This is a genomic window from Rhodococcus sp. NPDC056743 (genome assembly GCF_042790355.1).
Classification (GTDB): Bacteria; Actinomycetota; Actinomycetes; order Mycobacteriales; family Mycobacteriaceae; genus Rhodococcus_F.
In genome coordinates this window covers 25,990-44,745 of the sequence record NZ_JBHTZI010000013.1, presented here as the reverse complement: position 1 = coordinate 44,745, position 18,756 = coordinate 25,990, and the positions used below count along the sequence as shown (strand labels likewise).

14 protein-coding genes are annotated in these 18,756 nt (G+C 62.6%); 6 read left to right on the top strand and 8 right to left on the bottom strand.

Features of this window, described 5'->3' with window-relative positions:
* The first annotated feature begins 47 nt into the window (after positions 1 to 47).
* From ACFRFQ_RS27255 to ACFRFQ_RS27245, 3 genes are all read left to right on the top strand, one after another.
* Positions 48 to 869 (top strand): Rv3717 family N-acetylmuramoyl-L-alanine amidase, encoded by an 822-nt coding sequence (locus ACFRFQ_RS27255; RefSeq protein ID WP_378664728.1) that lies wholly within the window; start codon positions 48 to 50, stop codon positions 867 to 869.
* 84 nt (positions 870 to 953) lie between these two features.
* Positions 954 to 1,178 carry a hypothetical protein gene (locus ACFRFQ_RS27250; RefSeq protein WP_378664727.1) on the top strand — a complete coding sequence of 75 codons (225 nt, stop codon included), beginning with the start codon at positions 954 to 956 and terminating at the stop codon, positions 1,176 to 1,178.
* Positions 1,179 to 1,184: 6 nt separating this feature from the next.
* Positions 1,185 to 2,663, top strand: coding sequence for an alpha/beta hydrolase (locus ACFRFQ_RS27245; RefSeq protein WP_378664725.1), 1,479 nt, complete (start codon positions 1,185 to 1,187; stop codon positions 2,661 to 2,663).
* Between the two features lie 2 nt (positions 2,664 to 2,665).
* Here ACFRFQ_RS27245 and ACFRFQ_RS27240 read toward each other — a convergent pair whose 3' ends face one another.
* On the bottom strand, positions 2,666 to 3,100 hold the full coding sequence (locus ACFRFQ_RS27240; protein WP_092805784.1) for an SRPBCC family protein: 435 nt from the start codon (positions 3,098 to 3,100) through the stop codon (positions 2,666 to 2,668).
* Positions 3,101 to 3,361: 261 nt separating this feature from the next.
* On the opposite strand from ACFRFQ_RS27240, the gene ACFRFQ_RS27235 reads away from it, so the two are divergent.
* Together ACFRFQ_RS27235 and ACFRFQ_RS27230 are read left to right on the top strand one after the other, a co-directional pair.
* A complete protein-coding gene (locus ACFRFQ_RS27235; protein ID WP_378664846.1) occupies positions 3,362 to 4,807 on the top strand; it encodes an FAD-binding protein in 1,446 nt (481 codons plus the stop codon).
* Positions 4,804 to 6,105, top strand: coding sequence for a class I SAM-dependent methyltransferase (locus ACFRFQ_RS27230; RefSeq protein WP_378664722.1), 1,302 nt, complete (start codon positions 4,804 to 4,806; stop codon positions 6,103 to 6,105). The genes ACFRFQ_RS27235 and ACFRFQ_RS27230 overlap by 4 nt, the downstream gene beginning before the upstream one ends.
* A 94-nt stretch (positions 6,106 to 6,199) precedes the next feature.
* On the opposite strand, the gene ACFRFQ_RS27225 is transcribed toward ACFRFQ_RS27230, so the two are convergent.
* The 4 genes from ACFRFQ_RS27225 to ACFRFQ_RS27210 all read right to left on the bottom strand — a co-directional run bounded on the left by ACFRFQ_RS27225 (position 6,200) and on the right by ACFRFQ_RS27210 (position 13,855).
* Positions 6,200 to 8,338, bottom strand: a complete 2,139-nt coding sequence (locus tag ACFRFQ_RS27225; RefSeq protein ID WP_378664721.1) for a 3-hydroxyacyl-CoA dehydrogenase NAD-binding domain-containing protein — start codon at positions 8,336 to 8,338, stop codon at positions 6,200 to 6,202.
* Between the two features lie 45 nt (positions 8,339 to 8,383).
* Positions 8,384 to 9,598: an acetyl-CoA C-acetyltransferase gene (locus tag ACFRFQ_RS27220; protein ID WP_378664719.1), complete on the bottom strand. Its 1,215-nt coding sequence runs from the start codon at positions 9,596 to 9,598 to the stop codon at positions 8,384 to 8,386.
* A gap of 334 nt (positions 9,599 to 9,932) precedes the next feature.
* The gene (locus ACFRFQ_RS27215; protein WP_378664717.1) at positions 9,933 to 11,654 is read right to left on the bottom strand and encodes a glycoside hydrolase family 5 protein; all 1,722 of its coding nucleotides are present in this window, start codon (positions 11,652 to 11,654) and stop codon (positions 9,933 to 9,935) included.
* A gap of 68 nt (positions 11,655 to 11,722) precedes the next feature.
* Complete coding sequence (locus ACFRFQ_RS27210; protein WP_378664715.1) at positions 11,723 to 13,855, bottom strand: DNA polymerase III subunit gamma and tau; 2,133 nt, start codon at positions 13,853 to 13,855, stop codon at positions 11,723 to 11,725.
* Between the two features lie 163 nt (positions 13,856 to 14,018).
* On the opposite strand from ACFRFQ_RS27210, the gene ACFRFQ_RS27205 reads away from it, so the two are divergent.
* Entirely contained in the window at positions 14,019 to 15,329 is a 1,311-nt protein-coding gene (locus ACFRFQ_RS27205) for an ammonium transporter (protein ID WP_378664714.1), read from the top strand.
* Positions 15,330 to 15,400: 71 nt separating this feature from the next.
* Here ACFRFQ_RS27205 and ACFRFQ_RS27200 read toward each other — a convergent pair whose 3' ends face one another.
* From ACFRFQ_RS27200 to ACFRFQ_RS27190, 3 genes are read right to left on the bottom strand one after another with little or no spacing between them, the layout of a single operon-like run.
* Complete coding sequence (locus ACFRFQ_RS27200) at positions 15,401 to 16,384, bottom strand: NADPH:quinone oxidoreductase family protein (RefSeq protein WP_378664712.1); 984 nt, start codon at positions 16,382 to 16,384, stop codon at positions 15,401 to 15,403.
* Positions 16,385 to 16,439: 55 nt separating this feature from the next.
* The gene (locus tag ACFRFQ_RS27195) at positions 16,440 to 17,483 is read right to left on the bottom strand and encodes a phosphotransferase family protein (RefSeq protein ID WP_378664710.1); all 1,044 of its coding nucleotides are present in this window, start codon (positions 17,481 to 17,483) and stop codon (positions 16,440 to 16,442) included.
* The gene (locus ACFRFQ_RS27190; RefSeq protein WP_378664845.1) at positions 17,476 to 18,729 is read right to left on the bottom strand and encodes an acyl-CoA dehydrogenase family protein; all 1,254 of its coding nucleotides are present in this window, start codon (positions 18,727 to 18,729) and stop codon (positions 17,476 to 17,478) included. The genes ACFRFQ_RS27195 and ACFRFQ_RS27190 overlap by 8 nt, the downstream gene beginning before the upstream one ends.
* Positions 18,730 to 18,756: the final 27 nt, after the last annotated feature.

Sequence of the window (18,756 nt, the reverse complement as noted above, 5' to 3'; positions counted from 1 at the left end):
CCAGAGTTATCCCCACCAGCGTAGTCGGTGCGCGCTACCGTGAGCGGGTGCGCCGAAACCCGTCAGAGATCACAAAACTGCCTAATCGCCGTAGCCTCACGCTCGGCGTAGCTCTCGCAGCTACCTTGATCACGGCTGGATGCACTATCCCGACAGGCACCGCCGAGAGCGCCGCTGCCGTCACACCCGCGGCGGCACCGGCATCTGCGCCCGCCGTCGAACCACTCGCGGGCAAAGTCGTCTTCCTCGATCCCGGACACAACGGCGCAAACGACGACACCATCAACACTCAGGTCCCCACCGGCCGCGGCGGCACCAAGAACTGCCAGACCACCGGCACCAACACCGACGCCGGATTTCCCGAACACACCTTCAACTGGGAAGTCACGAGTCTGGTCAAGAGCGAACTCGAAGCCGAAGGCGCCACAGTCCTGCTGAGCCGTCCCGACGACACGAGCGTCGCCTCCTGCGTCGACGCCCGAGCCGAGGCAGCCAACGCGTCCGGCGCCGACATCGTGGTCAGCATTCACGCCGACGGCGCCGACGCGAGCGCCGAAGGCTTTCACGTCTGCTACTCGGCGCCGCCCCTCAACCCCGTTCAGGCCGGACCGTCCGTGACGCTGGCCGAAACCATGCGCGACTCCTTGACCGGCGCCGGACTCACACCGTCGACGTACATCGGCGAGAACGGCCTGTCACCACGCGCAGACCTCACCGGACTCAATCTGGCGCAGCGCCCGTCGATTCTCGTGGAACTGGGAAACATGCGTAACGCCGACGAAGCCGCCCGGATGAGCAGCCCCGCCGGACAAGCCGAATACGCATCGGCGATCTCGGATGGCGTGCAGGTGTATCTGACAACCCGTTAATCGACCTTCTGGGGATAACAACGGGTTGTCCACAGGACGATTTCGCGAGCATCACAGCGTCTCCGTAGCCGCTACCGTTCCGGCATGGGCACGTTCCTTCAGGCAGATATCGATGCACTGCAGCTTCTTTCGACGGTTCTGCGCGCTCAGGCCGGCGAGGTTGCCGAGGTCGATACCCTCGCACCGGTCGCCGACGCCTATCACTACCTGTCCGGACGTATCTCGGCATTGGCCGACGCGACCGCCCATACCGCGCGCCTGCTCGACGCGGCAGACCGTGACTTCGCTGCCGTACTCCACAGGATCTGAGTTCCGATGCGTCCGACCATCTCCGACGTCCGCGCCTTCTCACCTGAGCCGCTGCGGACCACGAGTTCCCAACTGATCGATGCCGATCGGCGGGCCGAAGGCATAGTCGATGCCACCCGCCGCTCGGTAGAGCGCGAATTCGACGTCTGGAAAGGCGAAGCCGCGACGGCAGCCTCTACCGCACTCTCGATCACGCTCCGCACGTCCGGTCGCATATCCATTGCCGTGCGAAATGTGGCGGACTGTTATGCCGGAGCGGCAAATACGCTCGGCCAGGCCTACCGCACTGTCAGCCTGATCGTCGACGACGCGACTCTCGCGCACGGCCTGACCGTCACCGACAACGGCGAGGTCTTTCCGCCGGCGCCTGCTCAACCGGGAAGTTTGGCAGACATCCTGCAAAACGACCACTACGCCGAAGCTGCAGCAACTTTTGGCATCAGACTCTCCGAAGCCCTCGACGCAATCGAGCGCGTCGACCACACTGCCGCCGAGGCATTGGCAACCGCATACGGCCAACTCGCCGAGCTTCTCGGCCCTCCCGTCGCCGTTGTCAACGCTCCTGTCAGCCTGCCAGACAACCCCGCAGAACTGAGTAACTACTGGAACAGCCTCTCCCCCAGCGAAAAGGACGCGCTGGCACTCCGAAATCCGGCACTCGGAAATCGGGACGGACTCCCGGCGCTGGATCGCGACTACTACAATCGGCGCTATCTGGAGACACTGCGCGAATCAGCGCCAAGCACTTACGCCGGCGTCGCCACAGCGCTGCAACCGGACATGTTCCTCCTCACGCTGAGCCCCGACGGACACACCGCCATTGCACTCGGAAATCCTGATACCGCAGACAATGTCGCAACGCTGGTTCCCGGAACCGGAACCACCGTCGACGGAATCGGCGGAGACCTTCAGAGAACCAGGGCGATGTACGACGCGGCCCGCGTGGCATCACCCGGTTCTGCCAACTCGGTCATTCTCTGGTCCGGATACGATTCTCCGCCAACCATTACCGAAGCAGGGTTCGACCGCTACGCCGACGCTGCCGCGCCCGTGTTGGACGCATTCCAGGACGGCTTACGCGCGTCCCACGACGGCCCTGTCTCTCACAACGTAGTCATCGGGCATTCATACGGCAGCACCGTCATCGGTGCCGCCACCACCGACGGAGGTTCACTGAACGTCGACGATCTGGTCTTTGTCGCGAGCCCAGGCGTCGACGCGCAGCGCGTCGGCGAATTGCGACTCGATACGACGGCGGAAGCCGATATGGGTGAACACGTCTATGCAACAACAGCATTCTGGGATCCCGTGCAACTGATACCGCGAGCACTCGGGATACACGGATTCGATCCGGCCGACCCCACGTTCGGCGCCCAGGTATTCGCGAGCGCGCCAGGTTCACCGGGGTTGGCAGTGCACAGCGACTACTGGAATGCAGAAAATCCGGCCCTGAAAACTCTGGGCCGGATCATCAGCGGGCAGTAAAACTAGCCGAGTTCACGCTTGAGGTTGTCGAGCACGGTGGCCTGAATGCGCTGCAAGCCCTTAGGGGCGAAGGTCCGCTCGAAGAATCCGCCGATACCCGTAGCGCCCTGCCACTGCGTCAGCGTCGTCACCGTGGTGCCCGTACCGTTGGGGGCCACGGTCCACGTGGTCACCATGCTGGAATTGGCGTCCTTCTCCGTGATGACGTTGCCCTCGACCGTGACCGTCGCCTTGACGTTGCGCGAACGCTTTTCCGTCGCCTTGAGGGTCCACTCCGCAACTGTTCCGTTGCCCTGGCCACCACTGAGCACCTTGTAGTCGAGGTACTGCTCGGACAGAATGCGCGGGCGCACCGTCTCGTAATCGGAGAGTGCCGCGAGCACCTGCTCCGGTGCATGTGGAACGACCGTCGAACTCATTGCGTTGACCTGACCCATTACCCGTACTACTCCTCGAGTTGACTACCTGCATGCTGCACAGACACTTGGTTCCATACTGCCTGTTCCGGCCCGGTATCTCGACTATCGACCAGATCATGTGAGCTGGTTCACCATCCGTGCCGCAAATCCGCGACCGTTTGCAACAACTCGATCAAATTCCCGCAAATCGACCCCTACCGATGGCCCCCGGCAACCGCTAGGGATAGCGTCGAGGTTGTGACTCTCTCGTTCAATGGGGTAGTTCCGAAGTTTTCCAGGATCCGGGCAGGTAAACGTCCGGGTTCCGACGGCGCGCGCGAAACCGGTTTTGCGCAGCACCGGGAAGGTGTTGCGCGACTACTCGCGTCGTATCACGCGATACCCCCCGATGGTTCGGTTCGACTGGCGAAGAAAACCTCCAACTTGTTCCGTGCCCGTGCCAAGTCCTCGACTCCCGGCCTCGACGTCAGCGGGCTCACCGGTGTGATCGCTGTTGATCCGGTGGCGCGCACGGCAGACGTCGCCGGGATGTGCACGTACGAGGATCTTGTCGACGCCACGCTGGCGTACGGGCTGGCGCCACTCGTCGTGCCTCAGCTCAAGACCATCACGCTCGGTGGCGCCGTCACCGGGCTGGGAATCGAATCCACGTCCTTCCGAAACGGATTGCCACACGAATCCGTCCTGGAGATCGACATCCTCACCGGCAACGGCGAGATCATCACCGCCACGCCTGACGGTGAACACGCCGAACTGTTCTTCGGTTTCCCCAATTCCTACGGCACTCTCGGCTATTCCACCCGGCTCAAGATCACGCTCGAACCGGTGAAAAAGTATGTAGCCCTACGTCATCTGCGTTTCGATTCACTGAAGACACTCGAGACGACGATGGACCGCATCGTCACCGATCGGGAGTACGACGGCATCGCAGTCGACTACCTCGACGGCGTGGTCTTTACCGATACCGAGAGCTACCTCACGCTCGGCGTTCAGACCGACGACGAGGGGCCGGTCAGCGACTACACCGGGCAGAACATCTTCTACCGTTCGATCCAGCATCCGTCGCTGGTACATCCCAAGACCGACCGCCTCACCATCCGGGACTACCTGTGGCGCTGGGACACCGACTGGTTCTGGTGCTCCCGGGCCTTCGGAGCCCAGAACCCCAAGATCCGGCGCTTCTGGCCCAAGCAGTACCTCCGCAGCAGCTTCTACTGGAAACTGATCGCCCTCGACCACAAGTACGACATCGGCGATCGCCTCGAAAAGCGCAAGGGAAAGCCCCCACGTGAACGCGTCGTCCAGGACGTCGAGGTGCCCATCGAGCGAACTGCGGATTTTGTCTCCTGGTTCCTCGCGGAGATTCCGATCGAACCGCTGTGGTTGTGCCCGTTGCGGCTTCGCGAGCCCAGTCCCGCCGGAGCCTCCGCAGCACGGCCGTGGCCGCTGTATCCTCTCGAACCCAAGCGCACCTACGTCAACATCGGCTTCTGGTCTTCGGTGCCGATCGTTCCCGGTGAGCGCGAGGGAGCAGCAAACAGATTGATCGAGGACAAGGTCGGCGACTTCGACGGACACAAGTCCCTCTACTCCGATTCCTATTACTCGAAGGAAGATTTCGAGGCGCAGTACTACGGCGGTGACCGCTACCTGCACCTCAAGGATCGTTACGACCCCAATTCGCGTTTATTGGACCTATTTTCTAAGGCGGTGCAACGTAAATGACCACGTTCAAGGATTCCAAGAACCAAGAAAAGCTCTCCATCGCAGAAATTCTCGAGACGCTTTCCGACGGTATGCTGCCGCTTCGATTCACCGCCTACGACGGCAGCTCTGCCGGACCTGAGGACGCCGACTACGGCCTTCACCTCAAGTCGACCCGCGGAACCACCTATCTTGCAACAGCTCCCGGCGATCTCGGCATGGCACGCGCCTATATCTCCGGCGACCTCGAAGCCGAGGGTGTTCATCCCGGCGACCCGTACGAGATCCTCCGGATCATGGGCGACGAACTTCACCTCAAGCGACCGTCCGCGCTGACGCTGGCCAGCATCACCCGCTCCCTCGGCTGGGATCTGTTGCGACCCATCGCGCCGCCGCCGCAGGAACATCTTCCCCGCTGGCGCCGCGTCGCAGAAGGACTGCGACACTCCAAATCTCGGGACGCCGAGGTCATCCATCATCACTACGATGTCTCCAACACGTTCTACGAGTACGTCCTCGGCCCCTCGATGACCTACACCTGTGCCACCTACGAGAACGCAGAACAGACACTCGAAGAAGCCCAGGAGAACAAGTACCGTTTGGTGTTCGAGAAGCTCGGACTCCAAAAAGGTGACCGCCTCCTCGACATCGGTTGCGGTTGGGGTTCGATGGTCCGCTACGCCGCCCGCCGCGGCGTCAAGGTGATCGGCGTGACCCTCTCCCGCGAACAAGCCGACTGGGCACAGAAAGCCATCGAGGACGAGGGGCTTGCCGATCTCGCCCAGGTCCGTTTCTCCGACTACCGCGACGTAGCCGAATCCGGTTTCGACGCAATCTCTTCCATTGGACTGACCGAACACATCGGCGTCGGGAACTACCCGGCGTACTTCGAATTCCTCAAGGGCAAACTTCGCGAGGGTGGGCGTCTGCTCAACCACTGCATCACCCGCCCGGACAATCGCAGCAGCGCAAAGGCCGGCGGCTTCATCGACCGGTACGTCTTCCCGGACGGCGAGCTCACCGGTTCCGGCCGCATCATCTCCGAAATCCAGAACGTGGGACTCGAAGTGCGGCACGAGGAAAACATCCGCGAACACTACGGACTGACCCTTGCGGCGTGGTGCCAGAACCTCGTCGACAACTGGGACGCCTGTGTTGCGGAGGTCGGTGAAGGCACCGCCCGCGTGTGGGGCCTCTACATGGCCGGTTCACGTCTGGGCTTCGAGCGCAATGTGGTTCAGCTGCACCAGGTTCTGGCTGTCAAGCTCGGCCCCAAGGGCGAGGCACATGTGCCGTTACGCCCGTGGTGGAAGGGGTAGGGGCCTTCCTTTCTGCCCCCAGAACTGAGCGAACGTACCTTTCAGCGCGTTAGATGCGCCGAAAGGTACGTTCGCTCTTTCAGGTGGGTCTACATCAGCCCTTCAGCGACGCCGGCGGCGTGAACCGCTCACCGTACTTGGCTGCCAATTCTTCAGCGCGAGCGACAAATCCAGCCTTGCCACCCTCGTACCCGGTGACGAACTGGCTGACGCCACCCGTCCAAGCCGGGTACCCGATACCCATGATGGAGCCGATGTTGGCGTCGGCGGTCGTCATGAGGACACCTTCGTCGAAGCACTTGACGGTCTCGATGGCTTCGATGAACAGCATGCGGTCGATGAGATCCTGGAGCGGCGCGTCCGTCGGACCCGACTTGAAGGTTTCGCGCAGACCGGACCACAGGCCGGTGCGCTTGCCATCGGCGTACTCGTAGAATCCGCCGCCGCCGAGACGACCGGTGCGACCGCCCTCGACGAGGGTGTTGATGACGTCGCCTGCCGGATCTGCCGGCAGTTCCTTGCCCTCCGCCTTGGCTGCATCCGCGCTTTCCTTGCGGATCTTCTGCATCAGAGTGAGGTTGAGCTCGTCCGAAAGCTGCAGCGGCGCAGCGGGGTAGCCCGCCTGCATACCGGCCTGCTCGATGGTGGCCGGTTCGATGCCCTCGGCCAGCATCCCGATGGCCTCGTTGATGAAGGTACCGATGACGCGCGAGGTGAAGAATCCACGCGAGTCGTTGACCACGATCGGCGTCTTGCGGATGGCCTGAACGTAGTCGAATACGCGGGCCAGCGCCTCATCGGACGTCTTCTCGCCGCGGATGATCTCCACCAGCGGCATCTTGTCGACAGGCGAGAAGAAGTGGATGCCGATGAAATCTTCCTGGCGCTTCACACCGGTCGCAAGACCCGTGATGGGAAGCGTCGAGGTGTTGGAACCCAGCAGTGCGTTGGGTGCAACGATGTCCTCGATCTCCTGGAACACCTTGTGCTTGAGTTCCTGGCTCTCGAACACTGCCTCGATGACGAAGTCGACGCCGGCAAAATCTGCCGGGTCAGCCGTCGGGGTGATCTTGGCCAGGAGCGCGTCGGACTTCTCCTGCGTGGTCTTGCCGCGCGAAAGCGCCTTGGCTTCAATGCCTTCGGAGTAGGCCTTGCCCTTGTTCGCAGCTTCGATAGTGACGTCCTTGAGAACGACGTCGAAGCCCGCCTTCGCGGAAACGTAGGCAATGCCTGCGCCCATCATGCCTGCACCGAGAACGCCGACCTTGGTGATCGGGGTCTTACCGATGCCGGCGGGACGTGAGCCGCCGCCGTTGATGGCCTGCAGGTCGAAGAAGAACGCCTGGATCATGTTCTTCGCAACACGACCGGTCACCAGGGAGGTGAAGTAGCGAGCCTCGATGAGCAGCGCGTTGTCGATGTCGACCTGCGAGCCCTCGACGGCTGCGGCCATGATGGCGCGCGGAGCCGGCATCGGAGCACCCTTGAGCTGCTTACGCAGGTTCGCGGGGAACGCCGGAAGGTTGGCAGCGAATGCCGGAGTGGACGGGGTTCCGCCGGGGATCTTGTAGCCCTTGACATCCCACGGCTGAACGCCGCCTTCGGGGTTGGCCTTGATCCATGCCTTCGCGGCCGGAACCAGTTCCTCGACCGAGCCGACGACCTCGTCGATGAGCCCGACTTCCTTGGCCTGGACGGGTCCGCGCTGCTGTCCCTGGAGCAGTACGCCCATGAGCGCGTTCTGCAGGCCGAGCATCCGCACGGTGCGAACGACGCCGCCGCCACCGGGCAGCAGGCCGAGGGTGACCTCGGGCAGACCGATCTTGACGCCCTTGACGTCTGCCGCGATGCGGTGGTGGGTCGCGAGAGCGATCTCGAGGCCGCCGCCGAGTGCCGCGCCGTTGATGGCGGCGACTACCGGCTTGCCGAGAGTCTCGAGGCGACGCAGGTCTGCCTTGATCTCGACGCTGTGGTTGTAGATCTCCTCGGCCTGCTCGGGGCCGACCTTGATCATGTTCTTGAGGTCACCGCCCGCGAAGAAGGTCTTCTTGCCGGAGGTGATGACGGCACCGGTGATGGAGTCCTTCTCGGCGACCAGACGGTCGACGGTGGCCTTCATCGACGCGATGTACGCGTCGTTCATGGTGTTTGCGCCCTGGTTGGGATCGTTGATGGTGAGCACGACGATGCCGTCGGCGTCCTGGTCCCAGTTGATGATGTTCTGATCAGTCACTTTGCTTGACTCCTGGTAAGCCTCGTTGGAAGGACGGACGCCGCGTCAGACGCGCTCGATGATGGTGGCAACGCCCATACCGCCGCCGATGCACAGGGTGATGAGGGCGCGCTTGCCGCCACGACGCTCGAGCTCGTCGACCATCGTGCCGAGAATCATCGCGCCGGTTGCCCCGAGCGGGTGACCCATGGCGATGGCGCCACCGTTGACGTTGAGCTTTTCGTCCGGGATGTTCAGGTCCTTCTGGAACTTCAGGACGACGGAGGCGAATGCCTCGTTGATCTCGAAGAGGTCGATGTCGTCGACGGTCAGGCCGGCAGCGGCCAGTACCTTCTTCGACGCCGGTGTCGGGCCGGTGAGCATGATGGTGGAGTCGGCTCCGCTGGTGGCGGTGGCGACGACGCGAGCCCGCGGCGTCAGACCCATATCCTTGCCGGCCTGCTCGCTACCGACGAGAACGAGTGCAGCGCCGTCGACGATTCCCGAACTGTTGCCGCCGTGGTGAACGTGGTTGATCTTCTCGACCCAGTGGTACTTCTGCAGCGACACGGCGTCGAACCCGCCGATTTCACCGATCACACCGAATGCGGAAGCCAGTCCGGCAAGGTTCTCTGCCGTTGTTCCCGGACGCATGTGCTCGTCGTTGTCGAGGATGGTGATGCCGTTGATGTCCTTGACCGGCACTACCGACTTGGCGAAGTATCCACCGGTCCATGCTTTGGCAGCGAGATCCTGCGAGCGCACGGCGTATGCGTCGACGTCGTCACGCGAAAAGCCCTCGATGGTGGCGATGAGGTCTGCGCCGACGCCCTGCGGGACGAAGTAGTTGTCGTAGTTGGTGGCGGGGTCGAGCGCCCACGGTCCACCGTCGGATCCCATCGGAACACGCGACATCGACTCGACACCACCGGCGATCACCAGCTCATCCCAGCCGGACCGGACCTTCTGAGCAGCCATGTTCACGGCTTCGAGACCGGATGCGCAGAAACGGTTGAGCTGAACGCCGCCGACGGTGTCGGGCAGTCCCGCATCGTTGACTGCGACGCGGGCAATGTCCATTCCCTGATCACCGACGGGGGTGACAACGCCCAGGATGAGGTCCGAGATCCTATCCTCGTCGAGGTCGGGAAAGCGCACGCGCAGTTCCTGGATCAGACCCGTGACCAGCGAGATCGGCTTGACCGAGTGCAACGACCCGGTCTTCTTGCCGCGGCCTCGCGGGGTACGGATGGCTTCATAAATGAATGCCTCTGTGGTCACTGTGAGGTGTTCCTTCCATGTATGCGTCGACCCTGTGTGCGTCGAACCGGTCCGCCTCGGTCGAGCCCGCGGATACAGCGCTCGGCCCGGTACAAACCTCAGCCCTCCCACTCTAGAACGCGTTCCAGAAATATGGGAAGGACTGAAGCGATCCTGCTCCATGACCGAGGCGATCACGATGCCGACCGGGCACGGTTACCACCGGCTCCTACCTGCTCGATCCTGCCCCAGAACGAGTTGGGCGACGCCCACATGACTACGCGCCAAAGGGTGTCGCCTGAACGTCGGACAGCAACTATCTGCTGTTCACAAAAGAGCGATCATCCGTTGTTCTTCAGCCTGCGCACACCACATCGACTTGATACACACCGGCAGCGGTCACCGGTACCGAAACCCGGTAGCCGCCGTCGACCGAGCGAACAGCGGCAGTTCCGACGTTGGTTCCGGACACCGCCGGACTTCCGCAGCGCTGGGGCACCCACAAGTCTGCCGAGACCCCCTCCCGGTCCGCGACACCCTCGACCTCGAGTGCGCCGCTAGGCACATCAGCCCGGATGTCCGTCAATTCACCGGGAACTGCGCGCGGATACGCCCTGGTCAGAATCGGCAGAAGCGGATCGTCCGCAGGAAAATCGGACAGACCGCCGAATTCACCGGCCTGGCAATCCGGACGCTCGCCGCGCACATGAATGTTGTGCGGATCGCCGCAGGCCTGCTTCCACTGCCACCACGTTCCACCGACCCGGTAGGAATCCTCGGCCGCGGCATATCGGGCCAGCTTGGATGCATCGTCGGCCGGCTTGCCGAAGAATCCCCATTCACCCGAGAAGAACGGCGTCCCGTAGTTGTCGGCTGCCTTCTGCGCGTTGGCGAAGCCTTGCTCGATGGTGCCCATCGCGAGCGGCAGCGACTCGTTGTAAATGTGCGGCGCGTAGACGAGGTTGGAATCCGACGTGAAACCGGACGGGCCCGACGACGCCGACCCCGCAGAACCGGCACTGCCCGAAGAATCTGCACTACTCGTCGCCGGCCCCGGCGTCGGCAGGATGCTCGACACGACCCCTGGCTCGAAGTACACGGTATGGCTGAAACCACCCGGAACCGATGCTTCGGCGGCTCGGATCGCCGGAACCAACCGGTCGTACATCTGACCCAAACGCACGTAATCGTTGAAACCGACAGCCAGACCAGGATTGGGTTCGTTCAGCAGGTCGTATCCGACGACAGCCGGATCAGTGGCGAACCGCCGAACCACGAACTCCCAGGATTTGACGAACTCCCCTTGAACCCCGTTCAGATCGTTGTAGAAATTCTCGAACGACGTCTGAACCGCTACCGACACCTCACGAGAATCTTCCAGCCGGCACGTCATCACCGGGCCTGTCACCGCAGTCGCCCAGGCCGGAGCACCGTCCCAGCCGACGGCAGGCTTCATGAAACTCGGGCACACAGTACCGTCGGGAGTGTTGACCGCAGGACCCCAGGCATCCTGATGCATGTCCAGAATGACGCCGATATCGTGCTTCTTCGCCCAGTTCACAGCTTCGGCGATCTCGTCGAGGTACGCCTGGTCGAAGACCCCGCGCTGGGGCTCGATCCGTGACCACGTCATGATCAGCCGAACCACGTTGAAGCCCTTGGCGGCGATCCCCGCAAAATCGGCTTCCGTCAAAGGGATCGTCGGGTCGAGGTCCGGGAACTCCTGGTAGTACTCACCGAGACCGTTGACATTGACACCTCGCAGGATGACGGTGCGCCCCTGATCGTCGAGGATGCGCGCTTGCCCGTCCCCACTCGTGGACAACCGTGCCGGAGTCGAATCGAGGGTCGAATCGAGCGCCGGCTCCGCGGCTGCAATACCTGCGCCCACTGCTCCACCGACGCCCACTGCTCCACCGACGCTCACTGCTCCCGCACAGACGACTGCGGCGCACGCGGCCGCCAGCACTGTCGTCGCTTTCCCGCGCACCCCGGACAGCATCCGCAACACACTCACCTCACCTCGACGCAAAGAATCGACGGCAGAGCCATCACCGGCATCGATCGTATTGGTCATGTGTCCAATACGTGAGTGCTTTGAGGACATTGATCAGCGGACATTGATCAACTACCTCCGTCGCAGCACTACTCGAGTTTGCGTGCCCCCAGGACATCCTTGAGCAGTTCCTTTGCCACTTCCTCCGGATCGCGACGGGTTGTCGGATCGGCAGGTTGCGCGGCCTCCGCGAACATCTGCTTCTCTTCTTCCGGCGTTGCCGCGGCAGGTGTCGCTTCGTAGTCGACCTCGGGCGCCGGTCCAGGGTCGTCCGGATAATCCGGAGCCTCGGGCGGCGGAATGTCGTCGGAACCGCGGTCGGCGCCCTGCGGCCTCGGTGTCGCAGGAGCCTTGGCCGCGCGCTCCTGGCTTGGCCGCGAGAAGCGAGGCGCTGCCGCAGGTCGCGCCGGAGCCTCAGCCGTCTTGGCTGCCGGGCCAGAACCGGCCGGAACGACCGGTGCGCCCTCCTGGTACTCCACTTGCCAAGTACCACCGAACATTTCGGAAAGCACTTCACAGATGACCGCCGCATTGTGCGGCGACGTGACACGCGCACCGAGCACCGGAGTGACATGCGCAATCACCAATACCTGGCCACGCACATCGTGAACCGTCGCAGCCGACAGCATCGCCGGCAGTACCTTGTTTCGTTCACCCACCTTGTTGCGCAACGTGTTCCACGCCTCGCGCATTGTCTCGACGGTCGGGCCCGCCGAAGCGGGGGCAGCGGCCGGCACCTCATCCGGAACCGGAGCGGGTTCGGGCTCGACCACTGGCACAGGTTCAGGTTCTGGCGCAGCCTCAGCGACCGGAACAGGCTCGGGTTCGGGTTCGACCACAGGCACAGGTTCGGGCGCAACCTCGACCACCGGCGCAGGCGCAGGTTCAGGCGCGCGCTCGACTACCGGCGCGGCCGGCACGACCTCCGGTTCCGCTTTACGCTGAGACGGACGCTGGAATTTGGACTCGACAACCGGCTCAGGAGGTGCCGTCGGCGCAGCATGCACAGCCTGCGGAGCGGCAGCACTGGAAGCAACGACGCCGGCAGCAACTGGCGCGAAACCTCCTGCCGGGATACCTCTTTCGACTTTTTCCAACCGCTGGAGCAGCGCAGATTCCGAATCCGATGCCGAGGGCAGCAGCATCCTGGCGCACATCACTTCGAGCAATAGACGCGGTGCAGTGGCGCCGCGCATCTCACCGAGCCCGGCGTGGACGGTCTCGGCAAAACGCGTCAGCGTGGCCGGTCCGACCTTCTGAATCTGTTCACGCATGGTGACCAGTTCGGCTTCGGGTGCGTCGACCAATCCCGTTTCGGCAGCGTCGGGAACTGCCTGCATCAGGATGAGATCGCGAAGGCGTTCGAGAAGGTCGAGGGCAAATCTGCGGGGATCGTGGCCGGCGTCCATGACGCGTTCGACTGTTCCGAAAAGCGCGGCACCGTCACTGGCGGACAGCGCGTCCACGGCCTCGTCGATGAGGGCAACGTCGGTGACACCCAGAAGTGAGAGAGCCCGCGGGTAGGTGACGCCTTCGTCGCCGGCTCCGGCAAGGAGTTGATCGAGAACGCTGAGGGAGTCACGCGGCGATCCGCCACCGGCCTTGATGACCAACGGATAGACAGCCGGCTCGACGGGGACGTTCTCTTGCGCGCACACGTTCTCGAGGAGTCCGCGCATCGTGGACGGCGCAAGAAGCCGGAACGGATAGTGGTGCGTACGCGACCGAATGGTCGGAAGAACCTTTTCCGGTTCCGTCGTCGCGAAAACGAAGATGAGATGCTCCGGCGGCTCTTCCACGATCTTGAGGAGCGCGTTGAAGCCGGCCGCCGTGACCATGTGGGCCTCGTCGATGATGAAGATGCGGTAGTTCGACTCGGCCGGCGCATAGAAGGCTTTGTCGCGAAGCTCACGGGTGTCGTCGACACCACCGTGACTCGCGGCGTCGAGCTCGGTGACATCGACGTTGCCGGAACCACCAGGGCCGAGCGCGATGCAAGAGTTACACACCCCACACGGCGTCGACGTCGGGCCTTCCTTGCAGTTCAGCGAACGCGCGAGAATGCGAGCCGACGACGTCTTTCCACAGCCACGGGGGCCGGAGAACAGGTAGGCATGGTTGATTCGCCCTGCGTCGAGGGCGGTGCTCAGTGGTGCGGTGACATGTTCCTGCCCCACCACCTCGGCGAAGGACGCCGGTCGATACTTCCGGTACAGGGCCACGCGCAAAGACTACCGGCGCGGTACGACAGCTCGCCCGGTGCGGGTGCAACGCGCAGACGTACACGAAACATGTTTGCAACATGGTCGCAGCGCAGTGGAAACCACACGCACTCATCGTGGATGCCGAGCATGCGGACAGGTCCGCATGTGGGAGGAGAAAACTGTGCCCGCCACCATCGACGCCGGAGCAACCGCCTGGTTGCTCGTCAGTACCGCACTCGTTCTACTGATGACTCCAGGCCTTGCCCTGTTCTACGGCGGTATGGTCCGCTCGACCGGCGTACTGAACATGATCATGATGAGCTTCGTCTCCATCGCACTTGTCACCGTGGCCTGGCTGTTCGTGGGCTACAGCCTCGTATTCGGTGACGATCACGGCGGCATCATCGGCGGACTCGAACACCTCGGGATGGCAGGCATCGACCCGTCGACCGTGCATGGGAACGTTCCGGAAGTGCTGTTCGCAACCTTCCAACTGACGTTCGCCATTCTCACCGCAGCACTGATCAGTGGCGCCATCGCAGACCGCGCAAAGTTTTCCGCGTGGATGATCTTCGTGCCGATCTGGTCTCTCCTCGTCTACGCTCCCGTCGCGCACTGGGTGTGGAATCCGGACGGTTGGCTGGCTCGAATGGGGGCGCTCGACTACGCGGGTGGCTTGGTCGTCGAGATCGTCTCCGGTGCGTCCGGACTCGCCCTGGCTCTTGTTCTCGGTCAGCGCATGGGCTTCAAAGCGGAGTCGATGCGCCCACACAACCTCCCCTTCGTCCTGCTCGGCGTCGGCCTGCTGTGGTTCGGATGGTTCGGTTTCAACGCCGGTTCCGCTCTTGCCGCCGACGGTATGGCCGCGCAGATCTTCCTCAACACCCTCGTCGCCGGCTGCACCGGCCTGTTGGGCTGGCTGTTCGTCGAGCAGAACCGCGACGGTCATCCCACGACATTCGGCGCCGCGTCAGGCGTCGTTGCCGGCCTTGTCGCCATCACGCCGTCCTGCGGAACCGTCAATATGTTCGGGGCAGTGATCATCGGATTGATCGCCGGCATCGTCTGCTCCTATGCCGTGGGTTGGAAGCACAAGCTCGGCTACGACGACTCCCTCGACGTGGTCGGCGTGCATCTCGTCGGCGGCATCATCGGTTCGTTGCTGATCGGACTCCTTGCTACGGCAGTCATGACCGGCGGCCCTGAAGGACTCTTCTACGGTGGCGGCCTGGCACAGCTCGGCAAGCAATTTGTCGGTGTAGTCGTCGTCGCGCTCTATGCCTTCGGTGTTACCTACGGCCTCGGCAAGCTGATCGATCGAACCTTCGGCTTCCGTATCTCGCGCGAAGACGAGGCCCGCGGAATCGACGTCGCACTGCACGCGGAGTCCGCGTACGAGCACGGTGTCCTTGGCCACGGCCCGATCGGCGGCCAGAACCCCAGTCCGTTCCTTCAGCGATCACGCGAAGAACGAGAACACGACCGGGACTGACACACCACTGAAGTTGCCCGCCTCCTCGACAAGCGAGGTTGCGGGCAAACTCGAATCAACGAATTAGCGGATCAGGGCACAAACACCATCCTTCCTACGCTCTTGCCCTCAGCCAGTTTGGCCAGACCCTCGGATACGTCAGTCAGCGAAAGACGCTCGGAAATCAACGGTTTGATCAGACCGGCGTCAGCCATCCTGGTCAGCTCGTCGTGGCAATCCAGAATCGCCTGCTGGTTGTACCGCTTGTACAATCCCCAATGGAGTCCGATGATCGAGTAGTTTTTGATCAACGCGTGGTTGAGTCCGGGAGTCGGGATCGTGCCACTGGCAAAACCGATGGTCAGGATACGACCTTCAAACGCAATGCATTTGGTTGATTTTGCATAGGCATCGCCGCCGACCGGATCGTAGATGACGTCGGCGCCGCGACCGTTGGTGTACTCGTTGACGATCGAAACGAAGTCCTCACTGCGGCGGTCGATCACAAGATCTGCCCCCAATTGCCGGCAGTACTCGATTTTGTCGGGTCCACCGACGACGCCGATGACCTTGGCGCCTGCAGCCTTACCGAGCTGGACAGCGGTGCTGCCCACTCCACCAGCTGCGGCGTGAACCAACAGCGTCTCACCGGGCAACAACTGCGTGCGCCGATGCAGAGCGAACCAGCTCGTTTGGTAGCCGATGCTCAGCGCGGACGCCTCGGCGTCATCGAGTGAGGCCGGCGCCGAATACGTGTCGGCTTCCGCCATGATGGTCATCTCGGCAAATGCTCCGTCAGGAAGGGAAGGGTTGCCGATCACCCGATCTCCGACAGCGAAGCGTGTTACGCCGTCCCCGATCGCGATAACCTCACCGCACAGTTCGACGCCAGGGGTGAACGGAAGCGGGGGTTTGATCTGGTACTCGCCGCGGCACAGCAGGACATCGGGGAAATTCGCCGGTGCAGCAAGCACTTTGACCAGCAATTGCCCGGGACCGGCAACCAGATCGGCAGTTTCCTCGAATCGGAGGACATCTCGCGGTTCGCCGAGTTCGTTGACGCGCCATGCCTTCATAGTTTTTGTGTCCTCTCGGGAAGATCTTGCGAATCGAATTGATCGGTCAGCACTGTCAGATACCTGCCTCGTCGGCCACCTGTGTGGCCATCCGAACCAGTCCGTCGATCTGTTCGACGGTAGGTGTCCCATCCGCAGCCTTGTTCTGCGGCTCGTCCATCGCCCGGCGCATCACGCCTTCTGCAATCACCGCGATCTTCCACAGCCCCAACGCGTGCCAGTACTTCAGGGCCGCGGCGTCTCGCCCGGTCTCGTTGATATACGTCGATGCGAGCTCGTCTCGGCTCGGGAATCCGTCGAGAACGGTCGGAGCGAAGTCGAATGCAGTGTCTTCGCCCGCTTCCGGCCAGTAGGCGAGCATGCTACCCATGTCCGCCAACGGATCTCCGAGTGTCGACAACTCCCAGTCCAGGGCCGCAACGACATCGCCGCGTTCTTGCGCAGTGATGACGTTGCGAATGTGAAAGTCCCCGTGGACCAATGACAGCTCGTGTTGCTCGGGCACTGCCGCAGCCAACCGCGCAGTGACCGAATCGAACTCGGGTAGCTCCCGGGTCTTCGACTCCTCCCACTGCCTGCTCCAGCGCCTGAGCTGACGCTGTGCGTAAGGCTTGTGACTGGCCAGGTCGTCGAGTCCACACTGCTTCACGTCAACCGCGTGGATCTGGGCCAACGTCTTCGGCAGCGCGAGACCGATCTCGCGGCGACGCTGAGGAGTCAACGATTCGGCAACCGGCATTCGGTCCACCACCAACCCGTCGACGAATTCCATCAACAGCAGTGTGGCATCGGTGAATCGGGTGTCCTGAGTCAATCCGTATACGCGCGGTACCGGGACGACGGTGTCGCCCAACGCCGACAAGATGCGGGCTTCTCTGGCCACGTCGTGCGCCGACGCCAACAGGTGTCCGAGCGGCGGCCGTCGTAGTACCCAACGGTGCCCCGCCTCGTCGGTGACAAGGAATGTCAGGTTCGACTGCCCGAGCCCGATTCGTTCGAAGTTCAATGTGCCGACGACATCGAGGCCGAGTGACCTGATCCATGCAGTCACCGAACTGCGGTCAATCCCCACTGCCTCCGAGACTGCCGAGCTAGACACGAACCGGACTTCCGTTGAGTGACGCGCCCGAGCTGGGCATCGACACCCGTGCCAGGTCACGGTACTTGCGCAGTTCCTGCTTGGCGATGGCGCGCTTGTGTACTTCGTCGGGGCCGTCGGCAAGCCGGAGCGCACGCAGATGCGCCCAGGCCAACGCGAGGGGAAAATCATCGGTCACGCCGCCGCCGCCGTGGACCTGGATTGCCCGGTCCACGATCTCGAGTGCGATGCTCGGAGCTGCGACCTTGATCGCGGCAATCTCGGTACGCGCATGCTTGTTTCCGACGGTGTCCATCAGGTACGCGGCCTTGAGCGTGAGCAACCGGATCATCTCGATGTTGATGCGCGCCTCGGCAATCCAGTCCTGGACATTCGAATTTTCGGAGATCTTCTGACCGAAAGTGCTCCGGGACTGCGCGCGAGTACACATCAGTTCCAGGGCGCGCTCAGCAGTTCCGATCGCCCGCATGCAGTGGTGGATCCGGCCGGGTCCGAGCCGAGCCTGGCTGATCGCGAAGCCCTCGCCCTCACCCTTGAGCAGATCCGTGGCCGGCACCCGGACGTCCTTGAAGTCGATCTCGGCATGCCCCTCACGGTCCTGATAGCCGAACACCGGCAGACCTCGCATCACTGTGACCCCGGGTGCGTCGATCGGCACCACCATCATCGACTGTTGACGATGCACTTCAGCGTTCGGGTCGGTCTTGCCCATCACGATCATGACCTTGCAGTTCTTGTGCAAAGCGTTGGAGGCAAACCATTTACGGCCGTTGAGAATGTACTCGTCGCCGTCGCGTTCCATTCGCAATTCGATGTTGGTTGCGTCCGAACTGGCAACCCGGGGTTCGGTCATCGCGAAGGCCGACCGCATGGTGCCGTCGAGCAAAGGCTTCAGGTACTTCTCGTGATGCTCTTCGCTGCCGAAGAGTTGCAGGACCTCCATGTTGCCGGTGTCTGGGGCGTTGCAGTTGCACACCTCCGAAGCCATAAGGCTGCGTCCCATGATTTCTGCGAGCGGCGCATACTCGAGGTTGGTCAGTCCTGGTCCGTACCCGGGGTGTGGGTGAAAAAGGTTCCACAGTCCCCTTTCTCGGGCCTGCACCTTGAGTTCCTCGACGATCGGAGGCTGAAAGTGCGGGTCTCCGGATGCGCGCATCTGCTCGTCGTACACCGCTTCGGCGGGGTAGACGTGTGAATCCATGAACTCCAACAGATCGGCCTGGTACTGCTTTGCACGATCAGTCATCTCGAAAAAGGTCACGCTAGTGCTCCT